The organism is Shewanella psychropiezotolerans, from assembly GCF_007197555.1.
Taxonomy (GTDB): domain Bacteria; phylum Pseudomonadota; class Gammaproteobacteria; order Enterobacterales; family Shewanellaceae; genus Shewanella; species Shewanella psychropiezotolerans.
This window is the reverse complement of sequence record NZ_CP041614.1, coordinates 5,202,348-5,215,763: the sequence shown is the minus strand read 5'-3', so window position 1 is coordinate 5,215,763 and position 13,416 is coordinate 5,202,348. Positions and strand designations below refer to the sequence as shown.

At 41.5% G+C, this 13,416-nt stretch carries 15 protein-coding genes and 1 pseudogene; 8 read left to right on the top strand and 8 right to left on the bottom strand.

The window, feature by feature from the left end:
• Positions 1-44: 44 nt before the first annotated feature.
• The 4 genes from FM037_RS22860 to FM037_RS29755 form a co-directional block, all read right to left on the bottom strand.
• Positions 45-1,259: a response regulator gene (locus FM037_RS22860; RefSeq protein WP_144047902.1), complete on the bottom strand. Its 1,215-nt coding sequence runs from the start codon at positions 1,257-1,259 to the stop codon at positions 45-47.
• Positions 1,249-1,596: an Hpt domain-containing protein gene (locus FM037_RS22855; RefSeq protein ID WP_144047901.1), complete on the bottom strand. Its 348-nt coding sequence runs from the start codon at positions 1,594-1,596 to the stop codon at positions 1,249-1,251. The genes FM037_RS22860 and FM037_RS22855 overlap by 11 nt, the downstream gene beginning before the upstream one ends.
• A gap of 69 nt (positions 1,597-1,665) precedes the next feature.
• Positions 1,666-2,796 (bottom strand): response regulator, encoded by a 1,131-nt coding sequence (locus FM037_RS29760; protein ID WP_229380990.1) that lies wholly within the window; start codon positions 2,794-2,796, stop codon positions 1,666-1,668.
• A complete protein-coding gene (locus FM037_RS29755; protein ID WP_229380989.1) occupies positions 2,784-3,980 on the bottom strand; it encodes a PAS domain-containing protein in 1,197 nt (398 codons plus the stop codon). Before FM037_RS29755 ends, FM037_RS29760 begins: the two co-directional genes overlap by 13 nt.
• 656 nt (positions 3,981-4,636) lie before the next feature.
• On the opposite strand from FM037_RS29755, the gene FM037_RS22845 reads away from it, so the two are divergent.
• Positions 4,637-4,936 (top strand): GNAT family protein, encoded by a 300-nt coding sequence (locus tag FM037_RS22845; protein ID WP_144047900.1) that lies wholly within the window; start codon positions 4,637-4,639, stop codon positions 4,934-4,936.
• A 30-nt stretch (positions 4,937-4,966) separates the two neighbouring features.
• Here FM037_RS22845 and FM037_RS22840 read toward each other — a convergent pair whose 3' ends face one another.
• Positions 4,967-5,437 (bottom strand): YcxB family protein, encoded by a 471-nt coding sequence (locus FM037_RS22840; protein ID WP_144047899.1) that lies wholly within the window; start codon positions 5,435-5,437, stop codon positions 4,967-4,969.
• A gap of 140 nt (positions 5,438-5,577) precedes the next feature.
• Here FM037_RS22840 and FM037_RS22835 point away from each other — a divergent pair, with 140 nt between their 5' ends.
• The 3 genes from FM037_RS22835 to FM037_RS22825 all read left to right on the top strand — a co-directional run bounded on the left by FM037_RS22835 (position 5,578) and on the right by FM037_RS22825 (position 6,811).
• The gene (locus FM037_RS22835) at positions 5,578-5,880 is read left to right on the top strand and encodes a DUF1971 domain-containing protein (RefSeq protein ID WP_144047898.1); all 303 of its coding nucleotides are present in this window, start codon (positions 5,578-5,580) and stop codon (positions 5,878-5,880) included.
• Between the two features lie 194 nt (positions 5,881-6,074).
• Complete coding sequence (locus tag FM037_RS22830) at positions 6,075-6,410, top strand: DUF1971 domain-containing protein (protein WP_144047897.1); 336 nt, start codon at positions 6,075-6,077, stop codon at positions 6,408-6,410.
• A 152-nt stretch (positions 6,411-6,562) separates the two neighbouring features.
• On the top strand, positions 6,563-6,811 hold the full coding sequence (locus tag FM037_RS22825) for a hypothetical protein (RefSeq protein ID WP_144047896.1): 249 nt from the start codon (positions 6,563-6,565) through the stop codon (positions 6,809-6,811).
• Between the two features lie 98 nt (positions 6,812-6,909).
• On the opposite strand, the gene FM037_RS22820 is transcribed toward FM037_RS22825, so the two are convergent.
• Together FM037_RS22820 and FM037_RS22815 are read right to left on the bottom strand one after the other, a co-directional pair.
• Positions 6,910-7,335, bottom strand: a complete 426-nt coding sequence (locus FM037_RS22820; RefSeq protein ID WP_144047895.1) for a VOC family protein — start codon at positions 7,333-7,335, stop codon at positions 6,910-6,912.
• Positions 7,336-7,396: 61 nt separating this feature from the next.
• Positions 7,397-8,016, bottom strand: a pseudogene (locus tag FM037_RS22815) (NAD(P)H-dependent oxidoreductase).
• A gap of 141 nt (positions 8,017-8,157) precedes the next feature.
• Between FM037_RS22815 and FM037_RS22810 the strand changes: the two are divergent.
• From FM037_RS22810 to FM037_RS22800, 3 genes are all read left to right on the top strand, one after another.
• Positions 8,158-8,799, top strand: coding sequence for a helix-turn-helix transcriptional regulator (locus tag FM037_RS22810; RefSeq protein ID WP_144047894.1), 642 nt, complete (start codon positions 8,158-8,160; stop codon positions 8,797-8,799).
• A 10-nt stretch (positions 8,800-8,809) separates the two neighbouring features.
• Positions 8,810-9,520, top strand: a complete 711-nt coding sequence (locus FM037_RS22805; protein WP_144047893.1) for a pseudouridine synthase — start codon at positions 8,810-8,812, stop codon at positions 9,518-9,520.
• A gap of 597 nt (positions 9,521-10,117) precedes the next feature.
• Positions 10,118-10,690, top strand: coding sequence for an acetate uptake transporter (locus FM037_RS22800; RefSeq protein WP_144047892.1), 573 nt, complete (start codon positions 10,118-10,120; stop codon positions 10,688-10,690).
• An 82-nt stretch (positions 10,691-10,772) separates the two neighbouring features.
• Here the strand turns inward: FM037_RS22800 and FM037_RS22795 are convergent, their stop codons facing one another.
• Entirely contained in the window at positions 10,773-12,305 is a 1,533-nt protein-coding gene (locus FM037_RS22795) for an MFS transporter (RefSeq protein ID WP_144047891.1), read from the bottom strand.
• A 299-nt stretch (positions 12,306-12,604) separates the two neighbouring features.
• Between FM037_RS22795 and FM037_RS22790 the strand changes: the two genes are divergently transcribed.
• Positions 12,605-13,168 (top strand): GNAT family N-acetyltransferase, encoded by a 564-nt coding sequence (locus FM037_RS22790; RefSeq protein WP_229380988.1) that lies wholly within the window; start codon positions 12,605-12,607, stop codon positions 13,166-13,168.
• Positions 13,169-13,416 lie beyond the last annotated feature (248 nt).

Sequence of the window (13,416 nt, the reverse complement as noted above, 5' to 3'; positions counted from 1 at the left end):
GCATACATTATTGGCTCGATGGGCTATATCCTATGTTTATAGGTTTAGATTGCCGTTCGACTGACGGCTTCCAAAATTTCTTGCTTAGAAGAAGGTTTGAGAATATAGCCTTGCAATCCCTGCTCCGCCCACTTTTTTATGAGTTCTTTATTCTTGTTTCCAGTCAGTGCAATAACAGGGATTTCTTCTCCGCCATTGATGGTCTTAATCTGCTTTGTGGTATTAATACCATCTAAATTAGGCATAAAAAGATCCATTAGAATGAGTGAGTACTGATTACTTCTTATTTTTTTTAGCGCACTCAAACCATCGGCAACTGCGTCGACTTGATATGCTTCTTTGGCTAACACTTTCACCAACATATCTCGGTAGATTTGGTTGTCTTCCACGACTAAGATGCGCTTCGATACACTAGCGTTACTGACTATATTTATGGCTTCATCGGTGCCACTGTTTTCTGTCGATAGCACTTCTGAGACGACTTGTGGATCTGGAGCCTTTTTAGTGCCCATCTCAAAAGATCTATTTTCTAGTTCTTTGAGTCCGAGCTGCTTCGCAAGTATCTGCTGAAGCATGCTATTTAAGCCTACTTTTATGTTACTTTCCAGTTCTGCAAGTAGAGGTTCAATATGAGTTTTATTTATTTTATCTATGAGTGCTTTGGAGGATGTTTTTGCGCGTTCAATCTCTTCGATGAGACTCTCTTCACTCTCTTTCATCTGCTGCTTACATTTGGATATTGAGTCGAGTAGTGATTGTTTGCACTCTCCACCTGCATCGATCAATGCTGTTAACTCATCATCGATAGACTCAAACTGTTCTTCATTAAATCCCTTATATTGTTCTGCAGATTGACTGATTCGTAATCCATTATGGACTATCATTTTTAGTCGAAACTTTTCGTACAAAGGCTGGTAAACAAAATAGTTATCGAACAACCCCTTGATACAACACCTGAATGCGGCTCCTGATTCTCGATTCTTACACAAGAGAATACCGTAGTGAGGGTAATTTAAATGCAGATCATTGATGAGCTTAGTATAGAGTTCAATGCTACGCTGAACGTTGGCGAGAGCGAACAAGATGACCGAAGGCTTTATGATCTGTATTTTGTCGCCGATTTCGCTATTAAGCATAACGGTTCTATATTCATCAACTTGATCGGCGATGATACTCGCGGCCCCAAGAATGTCATCTTCATTTTCATAAATCATGATCACCTTAGGCTGCCGACAGGCTAGCCTGGCTTTATTGGTCATTGGTTATCACTCCATATATTTGTTGTAGTGCCACTTTAGTTTTTAAAATCAGTTCTCTGCATTCTGGTTTATTGTGTTCTGAACCCGATATTTCTAATGCCTGTAGCAGATGGGATATTTGTTCGGCACCAACGGCTTTTGCCGATGTTTTAAGAAAGTGGGCTTCTTCTTTAATTTCATGCAATTGATTCGTGTTATACATATCGGCCATTTTTTGTAATGAGACTTTGGCTTGATTTAAAAAATCGATTTCAAATTGTTTAATGAGATCAGGTTCATCTCCAATGAGATCAATCATGATATTTCTATTTAAGATATGACGAGTCCCTTCGTTCATCGTTAACCTTCCTTATATTTTTCAATGCTTAAAGTCTTGTTTAGAGAACATTCAGCTTCATCGTTTATTTCATTCTCGGTTATTTGCTATGTACCATTTATTCATTACAGCCTTTAAATCCTTTAATATCATTGGCTTACTTACGAAGTCATTCATGCCAGTAGAGTAGCAATGCTCTGCATCCCCACTCATGGCGGCTCCAGTGATCGCGACGATTGGAATGGCTTGTCTTTGCTCTTGCAGCTCAATCAATCTGATTTTCTTTGTCATGTTGTAGCCGTCTAGGTTAGGCATATGACAATCGGTAAGAATGATTTTGTAGTCGATGGAACGCCACTTTTCTATGCCATGCAGTCCATCGTTTGCCAGATCACACTGGTAACCTAAAGTGGCTAGTTGTTTAGCTATAAGCTTTTGATTCAAAGGGTTATCCTCCACGACTAAGATGTCTGCACATTTATTTTTATTGGTGGATTGCTTGATGCTCGTCATTAAGTTATTGGTTTTAATTTCATCGAGTGATAAGCATATTTCTTGATCTATGACTTTTTTAATTGATGCGACTAACTGGCTACGAGTCATAGGATCGATTGATACCAATAAACTTTGTGGCATGAGTCTTCTGGTTTGACTTATTTGTGAAGAAAGCACACCTATGATCAAGTTTGAAGCGAGTCTATGGTCTTGGTATATATCGAGGAGGGTTTGTTGGTAAGCATCTAAATTACAGCATAGTAATAGTACAGCATCATTATCAGCGATTGCTAAATTAATATCTGCAATATCGTAGTGAGCCACTCGACTTTTTTCAGCGATTAAGTGTTTTCTTATATTATCAGAGCGCTGCTCTAAGTGACCACAAAGCTGAATGAGTGCAATCTTAGAGCTTGCTAATTGAAATTTTTCATCTGTTTTTTTAGAGTGCCAGAAGGGAAGTTGAACTCTGAAAGATGAGCCTTCGCCAAGTGTACTAGACAGTTCAATTTGTCCGCTCATCAAGTTAATCAACTTTCCACAAATGGCTAAACCTAACCCGGTTCCTCCATATTTACGGGTGGTAGAACGCTGAGCTTGAGTGAATGGCGTAAACAGCTTTTTTTGAGTCTCTTTATCTATGCCTATACCATTATCAGTAATGGTAAAGGCAATTTGGTATACCGTATTATTGTGTTCAACAACTTCGGCTTTTAAATTGACCACCCCCCTTTACCATCGAGACTCGAGGTGAATTTTATGGCATTACCGAGTAAGTTAAATAGCACTTGTCGAACCCTAAGTGCGTCCCCTTCTACAAATCGGGGAATAGATGGATCTTCTTCAACATTAAGAACAACGCCTTTCTTGATTGCTACTGGCTGAAATATTTTTACGACATTATCTATGGTATCGGCGATTGAATAATCTCGCGCTTCGAGTTGCAACTTACCAGACTCAATTTTAGTGATATCAAGAATGTCATTTAAGATAGTGACTAAACTATTGGCCGATGTGGCTGCTGTTTCAATTAAATCTGTGGACTCAGGGCTTTGCTTAGAGAGAGTTAAAAGATCTAAGGAGCCTATGACGGCATTCATGGGGGTTCTGAGTTCATGACTCATCATGGAAAGAAACTCACTCTTAGTTTGGTTAGCTTGTTCGGCTCTTTCTTTTGCCTGTTGTAGCTCTAAGGTGCGTAAGTTGACTCTGGCTTCGAGTTCATCATTGATCTCTTGTAACTCTTCCTGAGCCTTGAATATGGGAGATTGATCGATGCAGATCCCATCAATACGAGATATTCTATTCACCTTATCCCGACCCACTTTGCCTTTTCCTAATATATGTTTTATTTCGCCGGAGGGTAATATGGTGCGGTATTGTTTATTAAAGCTCTCTCCCGTTTTTAAAGAGTGTTGTACTGCTTCTAGCACTGCATCGGAATCTTCAGGGTGCAGCCTATCAACCCATTTTTGAAGATGGCCTATATCTGAAGGTTGTAGGGCAAACATGTCGTTAGCTCTTAAGTCCCAGTCCCATGCCCACTGTTGATTTTCATCTAGCTCTGCCCGCCAGTTGCCAATATTGCCAGCTTCTAGGGCTAAGTTCTTAGACTCGATAGCATCTCTTAATGCAAGTATATTCTCTTTTTCTTCGGTGCAATCAATTAAAGAGCCTGTAATGGTGAACTTTTCTCCGTCGGATAAGAATGCTTCGCTATTAAGTTTGAACCAGCAGGGTTTACCTGCTTTATAGATACGAAATTCAAAGCTGAGACGAGTACCGGGTTTACATTCTTGTTTAGTTAGGAGTTCAAAGTTAGCCTTGTCTTTATTTATGACCAGCGCCTTAAATTGTTGCCAGCTAAGTTGCGTATCAGGTTTTATTCCTATAATTTCTTTTAGTTTCAATGAGAAGTAACTTGAATTCGTTTCAGGAGTATATTCCCAGGTCCCTATATCAGCTCCCTTTATTGCGTGATTTAATCTGTGTAATTTGTTTTTTATTAAACTGGTTTGTAGTTGAGACTCGCAGCATGGACTAACTAATAGCCAGTATTCTCTAGGATTGTCTGGATTGAGGCTAATATTAACGCTAACACTGAATTTTTTGGTATTAATCACCAGATAAGAAAGAAAGCTATCTCTGTAATTGAGGTGTTCTAAAAAAAGGGGCTGGCAGGAGGTAAGGCCGATATCAAAAAAACTAAAGAGTGTGTGGGCCATCATTTGATTGAAGTTATTTGATGGCGCCTTAAAAGTATCCCTAAAACATCGATTTGTGCCCGTAATCCCCCCAGTTTATTACAAACAAGAATCGGAAAGGGAATAAGGTTTAAGGGGGATTGTTGGTACATATCCTTTGTACTCTTTAGCGGCACTTTATCCATAGAATAAGCGTAGCACTTTTAGATATTTTCGCCTTACTGAGTAAATGAGGGTTTTAATTTTATCTTTAGGTATTCATTTTCAGAGAGAGAGGTTAATAACGTATTTAAATGTTCCATTAACAGTGTAAGTTAGAGGGAATAGAAAGGTATGGCTAGATAAAAGTTGAAGGGGCCACGGTGGATATACGAGAAAGTAACATCATTGAAATTCGTCATAGTGATATTGAGGACATAGTAGCGATTAAGAATATCTATTCTCAGCCTTCATGTTATAGCGGAACCTTACTGCATCCTTTTCCCTCTTTGCTACGTTGGCAAAAGCGGCTCAGTGAGCTTCCGGAAAACTTTCACAGCCTGGTGGCTGTCGCACTCTATAAGCGTAATGGCTTCATCATAGAGGGAGAAGCCAGAGATTACGCCTTTAGAGATGGAGAATATGTGGATGCGTTTATCATGGCAAACGTTAAAGATGGATAAAATCGTTAAATGCTATTTTTGATGTTATATCTAAACTTTACGGTCTATAAAGGCTAGCGCGGTTTCATTGAGTACTTGTTTAGAGACATAGCTGGTGCCACCTAGATGTTTAATGAGAAAGCCCCTGTCTGTGGTTATTATCTCAGAGACATCACTCCACAATATCTGACTCTTAACATAGAAGGAGTAGCTGCTGATCCCTTGTTCATCTAAGGTTAGCATCACTTCATTTCCGGCTGCTTTACTCATCATCTGTCGCCAGAGCCACCAAGTTTTTTTAAACTTCACATTTCCCCATTCCAATGCTCCTAGTCCGATAACAAACCAAGAAGCATAGGCATTCATGCCTGTAAGCAATAAGGCTACACCGACGAAAAAGAAGCCTATTGCTTTAGTGTAGGCACGCCACGTGGTGTCAATTGTGACAGATTCATCGAAGCATTCACTAAAATGAGCCTTATCGAGACTGTATTGGGTCGTGTAGCTGAAAGGGGAGGTCATGAGACTAAGCTATTATCAAATTTAGCCAGAGTTTAACGCATCTCAGCTCAAATCTCTTGGCCTATCTGTGGTGATACCAATATATGCAGCTAGACTTAATGTAATTAGTGTTATGAAGCTCTTTTCTGGTGAGGTGTAACATGTCATGTGTACCTAAAGGTTATAAGAGTTACAAGTCGATCGGTGTTTTTACAAGAGGAACTATCCCTGAAACACTTTCACAGCCTCATTTTACGAAGACAGGGATCTACGAACAGATCCATGTTTTACAGGGAGAGGTCAAGTTTTACGGTTATCAAGGTCAACATTTACAAGCAGAAAAAGAGGTTTTGGTTAAGGCCGATGAAACGGCGATATCTCATCCTAACTACTGGCATAAAATTGAACCTTTGACGGAAGAGACTCAATTTGAAGTGACCTTCTATGCTAACCCCAAGTTATAATAACTCCTTGTTTATGTCTAAAAATTTATAGGTCTAGCGAATCTGCATTGAAGATACGCTATTTATTGTATTTTTCATTTTTTGCTTATTATCCTCATGGTTAATAGCCTGAAGTTGATGTAGATTGTCTGAACATCAACTATCAATTAGCTAATACCAATCGGTATAAGTCAGTGCTAAACCAGAGGTGTTCTATGGCTCAAATTCCAAGTGATTATGTTAATTACAAATCAACACAAGTCTTCACTATCAATAATGTCCCTAAAATGTTTCTTCATTTGCATAATACTAAAGCCGGTGTTTATGGACAGATCAATGTTATTAGCGGCGAGTTAAAGTTTTATGGTTTTACTGAGCGTCGAGGTGAAATAGAGCAGACTCTGATTATTCCTACCGGAGGCGTTGCCGTATCTCCTCCAGAGTATTGGCACAAGGTGGAATTTCTTACAGATGACACCTCATTTAGGGTCTACTTTTTTGCTCAGAAGGACTCATCGATAGTGAAAGAAAATCAATCGGAACGGGCTTAATATGGAGTCTATAGGCTGAATTAGTCCTTCTGTCGAGTGTCTCAAATTAAGGGGATATTCTGAGGATACCTACAGTTAACAAATCTTAACATGACATTTACAGTGAGGGCGGGTACAGTGAATATTCGTCGATAATAGATTAAGGAGAAGATATGTTAATGGGTAGCATAGCCGAACTGTTCTTCTGGTTTTTCTGGGATTTTTTACTTTCTTTCATTTTATACACGACTGGTGCCGTGGTGTTAAGAGTCGTGTCGTTTGGGCGAATTCAGAAGCCTCTTTTCGCTCCAGGTGTGTTCAGCAGTGAAAAAAGGTTAGCGAGAAATGATTTTTTCTCGGCTTATATCTCAGGTTTCTTCTTCTATTTAGTCTTGCTAGCATTAGTTATCTGGTTAAAGTGATGTGTTTGCTACAGACCTCTTCTGTCACATTACCTAAGATTGGGCCGTATCTTTTTCAATCTGATATGGCCATATTATCTAGTTCCTAGTTCTTGCTATTAAGTTTCATCATATCGATTTCTTTGTGTCGGGATATCACTCAGGTACTGCACGAATTCGACTTCATAACCGTTTGGATCTAGGTAATAGACGTTTCTTCTAAATTCATCGACGGCGCCATCTTTGTCAGCGAGGAAGCCCGCTTGAGCTAAGCGTGCAATCACGGCATCGATATTATCGGTAACGAAGGCAAAATGAGCCAAGCCGACCTGATGACCTGTGAGGTCTCGGTTTTGACTAACACCATCATCATTGAAGGTGAGATATTGATAATCGTCGCCAAAATGTACCCAGTTCCTGGGTTTCCCGTGCCATGTACCTTCTCCGCCGCCACGTACTGACCAGTGGGGAAAAGCTGCTCGATAGAAGTTGAGTGTCGTTGGGATATCTTCAACGACTAAGTTTAAATGTTCCAGATGTAGCATAACTTACTCCTCATTTTTCATTTTATTATTCGATGGTTTACCTAGTTTCTAGTGCCGGTATTTACATGCCGTAGCAGTATTCCTGCTGTTTGGGGTATGGCTCATGCCTGTGTCTATGTCTGATTGTAGTTAAGGCTTGGCTATACTGGTGCAGCATATGCAAGCTGTAATCTATACGTTGCCTAAGATCTTTTTCTCGCTGGTCTTCTTCTAATACGCCTTCATGTGAATGATTGAGAACTTCAGTGACATTACGAATGATTAAGTGATCGGGTAGGGCCACTAATTTGTTATTTTTAAGTGCATTCATTCTTAGTTCTGCAATGGGGTAGGCGCCGCTTATTCCGCTGACCACAGAGACTAACAGTGCCGGTTTATGGGCCGTGTCTTGGTTGTCACACATAAGCAGGAAATTTTTGAGTAGGGGTGAGGCCATTCCCCCCATTCTGGAGTGATCAAAATTAGCGCGTCGGCTTTTCTGACCTTGTGACTTATCATGGTCCAAGGGCTAGCCTCGGCATACTTACTCTCCTGCTCACCGTCCCAAAAAGGTAGGTCGTAATGGCAAAGCTCTATATGGCTCACCTCTTCAAATTCAACAGAATGTTTAGCTAAATAAGTTGCGACTTTAGCAGTTTGTGAATCCATTCTTTGGCTACCACTGACGATGAGTAACTTCATTTAATAAACCTTTTACCTTATTAAGTGTTTTGTAATGTAAATGCTTTACATAAGTTTGTAAAGGCTAAAGTAAATAAAAATGTTTACTTAATGTCTGGATGGGTAATAATGTAAGGGTGAAGAAAGGTGTAGAGAGGCATCATGAAAACCAGCGAAAAAATCATTCAACTGCTCAAGACTCAAGGTCCCCTCACTGCTAAGGTTTTAGCCAGTGAATTATCTCTGACAACCATGGGTGTGCGTCAGCATATGCAAGGTTTAGAAGATGATGGCGATGTGATCTTTGAAGATAAGAAGGCGGCTCGTGGTCGTCCGACTCGATTTTGGTCCCTGACTTCTAAGAGTAATAGCCACTTCTCCGATCGCCATGAAGAGCTCTCGGTTCAGTTGATAGACTCCGTTATTACCGTATTTGGTGATAGCGGACTGGAGAAGTTAATAACACATAGAGAGCAAGCCTCACTGGCACTCTATCAACAGAGCATGTTAGACAAAACCAGTCTTATCGATAAACTTAATGCCTTAGCCGAGCTGAGAAGCCGTGAAGGATATATGGCTAGCATAGTCGAAGACGAGTCATGTTATTGGTTAATGGAAAATCATTGTCCAATCTGCGCCGCTGCCAGCAAATGTCTTAATTTCTGCCGCTCTGAGCTTAACTTGTTTCAAACGATATTAAGCGATGAGGCTACCGTCAGCCGTGAAGAGCATATCATCGAGGGAGCTAGGCGCTGCGCCTATAGAGTGACTCCTCTACCTGCAGTTAACGCTTCGACTCAATAGGCAAAAGGAAATGGAATCCAAACGCGCCAGATTAGACAGGTTCCTCAGCAGTGAGCTTAAGATCAAGCGTAAAGATATACGCTTGATGCTCGCGCAGAATAGGGTCAGAGTCGATGGCATAGTGGCCAAAGACATACAGCAGCTGGTGGATGAATTTTCCCATGTGTCACTCGATGACAGAGTGCTTAAGAATAATACCCCCAGTTATGTAATGCTCAATAAACCTGTGGGGGTGGTGAGTGCGACCAAGGATGTTAAACACAAGACAGTGATCGACTTGTTAGAGCATCCTGCTAAATCTGAGTTGCATATCGTAGGTCGGTTAGACTTGAATACCTCAGGGTTAGTGCTTTTGACCAATGATGGTCGCTGGTCCAGAAACTTGATGTCTCCAGAGTGTAAAGTTGAGAAACGTTACCGAGTGACACTGCAAAACCCACTCTCTGAAGAGTATATTCATGCCTTCGCCAAGGGGTTTTACTTTGAATTTGAAGATATAACGACTCAGGCGGCCAAGCTTGAGATTATCGGTGAGTATGTTGCAGAAGTGACCTTGACCGAAGGTAAATATCATCAGATTAAGCGTATGTTTGGTCGTTTTCGTAATCCTGTCATCGGGCTACATCGCTGCTCGGTTGGAGAACTGACATTAGATGCCTACTTAAACGAGGGAGCGAGCCGGGATCTTACCGCCGCAGAAGTTAATGGTATATTTGGCTAGACGGATCAGTTTCAGAACCTGAAGACTCCTCGTTTAATGCTGCTCGTTTACGCTATATTTATTGTTTTGGTCTTTTTTGCATAGATAGGGAAAGTGATTGCTGCTTTTGACGACCTGATCACACTCTTTTTTTATTTGGGGCGTAGATCACTTAAAGCTGGTTATACAAGCAAATGAACTAGTTCATCAATTACTTAAATACCTTGTAAGTGTGAGTCATGTCGCTATTGCTTGGTTTTTGTGATTGAGATCTCTCGGGTTCGGTTTAAGGGCTTGTGCTTATCTAGATGAAATATGCTATCGACTTGAAATTAAAAGGGTTAGTCATTAATCAGATGAAATCCCTTCTTGAGCACTTCTGAATTCAACCTCATCATATCGTTTTGAAAATTAAAGGTTATAAATTATTCTGCTCGTTAATTGAACCGAGTCTATTCAAAGTGACTCTTAGCCTGATCACCGATTGCTCCTGTTTGATATGCACTATTCCATCCTCTAAGATGCGCCGCGCAAATTCAAATTCAAATTAAATTTCATTTATGATGACAACTTTTTTGTTGGCATCATAATTGTTGGAATACTCCTTAGGGGAACTCGATGTCGACAAAACTTGCTAACCCAGCACCTTTAGGCCTGATGGGTTTCGGTATGACCACCATCCTATTAAATATCCATAACGCTGGCTTCTTCCCGATCGATTCTATGATCTTGGCCATGGGTATTTTCTATGGTGGTATCGCTCAGGTTATCGCAGGGATGATGTGTTTCAAGCGTGGTGATACTTTCGGTACTACGGCTTTTACCTCCTATGGTATGTTCTGGCTAACGTTAGTCGGCCTCTTGATTATGCCCAAGCTTGGCCTGGCAGAGCCTAGTCCTGCCGAATTTATGGCTTGGTATCTGCTACTTTGGGGCGTCTTTACCGCTTTCATGTTTGTGGGTTCACTGCGTTACCCCAGGGCTAAGCAAGTGGTATTTGGATCGCTCACTATCTTGTTCGGCTTGTTAGCTGCAAGAGATTTTACCGGCAGTGAGTTAATTGGGACCATAGCTGGCATAGAAGGGATCTTCTGTGGTGCTAGTGCCATCTATTTTGCAATGGCTCAGGTACTCAACGCCGAGTACGGTCGTACTATTTTGCCTGTAGGTGAGATCAAGAAATCTTCATAGATTGCTATTTTTAGCAGTAAGAAGTAAAAATAAAAAGGGGCGCTAGCCCCTTTTCTGTCAATCAGTTAGGCCTCTTAGCTTCTTAACTTCTCTGTAGCTTCAATAACCACTTGCCATACAGGAAGATACCCACGGCGGAAATGGTGCCAATGGCGGCAATGATATACCAGGCCATGCCTATATTGTGGGTATTGTAGAGTAGAGTCGTTAGCTCTTGAGCTGGCTCTCCTGTGTAGGCCACGAGTGTAGTAAAAGCTTCACCCTGTGGGATCGCACTCACATCACTGGCACTCATTCCGCGCTCTTTGAGCAGGTCTAATGAGAAGATCTCCTTCGATGCATACATCTCATAGAGTTTAGGACCGAAGAAACCTTCGAGTGTCCAGCCTATGCCTTGGGGCAGCATCACAAAGCCCAGATACATGGCTTTCTTGCCTTCCGGGGCTATGTTACCCATAAACTCATTCTTCTTCGGGCTAATCATCATCTCACCAAACGAGAACATGACGATGGCCAATACCATCATCCAGGCCGCGTTAGTGGCGCCAATCACGACGAAAGCCAAGATACTCAGCAAACAACCAGCCAGCATTGCCGTGGTGATACGATATTTAGCCGTAAGGGCGGCAACCAGGAAACAGGTGGTCATTATCATGCCGGCATTAAGGTTGAGCATGCCTTCTGGCATGACCTTAGTCCCGGTGTTATCCAGTCCCAGCCAGAATTGTAAGATCCCGTTTGATGTCCCTTCCGGGCCAAATAATGAGGTCACGATAACGCTGGTATCGACCCACTCGGCAATATGGATTGGCAGAACATCAAACAGTGAGTTAAATAGGAACCAGAACCCCGCAAATACCAACATGTAGTAGATGACGATAGGTTTCTTCAGTTCGTGGAGGGCATCTCTCCAGAGCGCGACCTGATGGATTTCACCCGATTTAATCTTACGGTTACGCTCTAAGCGTGCCTCTTTGCCCGGCTCTTTATAGGCAAGCAAGAAAAGGAAGTTAAATGAGATTATGGCTGCACAGGCGTAGAACACATTATCCCAGGATAGCTGACGCATATGCACGGCTACCAAGGGGCCTAAGAAGCCGCCAATATTCACCACCTGATAGAATATACCCCAAGCCATAGAGGTGTTCTGCCTCCCCGTCGAAAGGACCAATGTCCCCTGGATCCCAGGTTTAAATATCCCGGTACCAGCGGCGAGTAATATGGCGCCGAAGAGGAAACCATAGAAACTGGGGAAGAAGGCCATCACTAAATAACCGCAAATTTTGATTATGGTTGATGCAAAAATGGTTTCCTTGTAGCCGACTCGGTCTGAAATGCCGCCGGTAAATACCGGGACAAAGGTCTGCATCATTGCCCAAATTCCGATAATCACACCATAGTCGCTGAGGCTGATCCCTAGGCCGCCTTCAGAGACAGGTGCTTTTGCATAAAGACCCGCACTGGCCTTAACACCATAGTAGGCAATACGTTCAACGAGCTCCATGCCGCCGACTATCCAGAAAATATAACTTAAGCTGGCTATGGAGGCCCACATGCCTAGCTGCTTCACTTCCCGCAGATCATTGTCTGCATAAGCATCTTTGGAATTGCTCATCTTCTTCCTTCAAATATTATAATTATTAGTTTGTTATTAAGCCTGCTTGCTACTAATGATGTGTCTATGTTGATTTTTATGTTTTAAACGCACATCTTGACTGTTTTTAGGTTGTTCGCTTGTGATAGCAGTCGACACTGTACCTAATTTACTGCAAAACACCAAAACCAATCGAGTAAACTTCACGAAACAGCGGTATCACTGGTTTTTTAAGGTGTGGGGTCTTGTTGACCTTATGTGCTATTTTGCGATATGGCTTAGATTTTTTCTGGCAATTATTTAGTGTAAGGAGCTTGAGCGTGATACTTGATAAGACACGAAGAATGACCAAAGAGATAAGACTCATACAAGAGAGTGAGTTGAGTCTATTTTTTGACTATCTAAGTGAGCAGATTGCGGAAAATGGCCAAGGTGATATTCCTCTGTTTCAGCCAATGTCACGTGAACTTTCTGCTATGTCTGAGCAGATGAAACAGAGGTTCTCAGATGGGATAACACGTACTTTCGGCGATGAAACCTGGAGGAAACTTTGGATAGCAACCGATGCGCAAGATCGGATCTGCGGCCATATCGATCTCAGACCCCTAGTTGAGCCTCACACAGCTCATAGAGCCCTGTTGGGCATGGGCGTCCATAGCGATGCCAGACGAACAGGCGTAGGTAAACAATTGATTAAAACCGTAGAGCAATGGGCTAAAACAGAAACGGATCTGCAATGGATTGACCTCTGGGTCATGTCTAACAATTTGCCAGCTATTTCGCTCTATAACAAAACCGGTTTCATCAAGAATGGTGAAATTGAGGATATGTTTAGGATAGATGGCAGTTCCTATTCATATACCAATATGAGTCTAAAACTATAATTTATCCTGTTTTTTCATATGCATAACAGAATGTCTAGTGATTATTTGTTAGCTAGGGGCTTATTGATAACGAGTCAATCCAATTGACGATTTTAGTTCATCGTTTTAAATAAAATAGCGGCTACAGTTAGCTGATATTTAAACGGTTTTAACCTCTAGATAAACAAGCCCATGCCAATTTCAAGTCAGATTTTGCTGATTTACATTTATCTTCTTTCCTCTTGAACTATAGTTAATCGGATATTTGT

Excerpts from the sequence above, each read along its gene's own strand:
- FM037_RS22855 (WP_144047901.1), bottom strand. The coding sequence starts at position 1,596 with ATGAACGAAGGGACTCGTCATATCTTAAATAGAAATATCATGATTGAT.
- FM037_RS22810 (WP_144047894.1), top strand. The coding sequence starts at position 8,158 with ATGAAAACCAGCGAAAAAATCATTCAACTGCTCAAGACTCAAGGTCCC.
- FM037_RS22840 (WP_144047899.1), bottom strand. The coding sequence starts at position 5,437 with ATGACCTCCCCTTTCAGCTACACGACCCAATACAGTCTCGATAAGGCT.
- FM037_RS22860 (WP_144047902.1), bottom strand. The coding sequence starts at position 1,259 with ATGACCAATAAAGCCAGGCTAGCCTGTCGGCAGCCTAAGGTGATCATG.
- FM037_RS22800 (WP_144047892.1), top strand. The coding sequence starts at position 10,118 with ATGTCGACAAAACTTGCTAACCCAGCACCTTTAGGCCTGATGGGTTTC.
- FM037_RS22835 (WP_144047898.1), top strand. The coding sequence starts at position 5,578 with ATGTCATGTGTACCTAAAGGTTATAAGAGTTACAAGTCGATCGGTGTT.
- FM037_RS22825 (WP_144047896.1), top strand. The coding sequence starts at position 6,563 with ATGTTAATGGGTAGCATAGCCGAACTGTTCTTCTGGTTTTTCTGGGAT.
- FM037_RS22805 (WP_144047893.1), top strand. The coding sequence starts at position 8,810 with ATGGAATCCAAACGCGCCAGATTAGACAGGTTCCTCAGCAGTGAGCTT.
- FM037_RS22820 (WP_144047895.1), bottom strand. The coding sequence starts at position 7,335 with ATGCTACATCTGGAACATTTAAACTTAGTCGTTGAAGATATCCCAACG.
- FM037_RS22795 (WP_144047891.1), bottom strand. The coding sequence starts at position 12,305 with ATGAGCAATTCCAAAGATGCTTATGCAGACAATGATCTGCGGGAAGTG.
- FM037_RS22830 (WP_144047897.1), top strand. The coding sequence starts at position 6,075 with ATGGCTCAAATTCCAAGTGATTATGTTAATTACAAATCAACACAAGTC.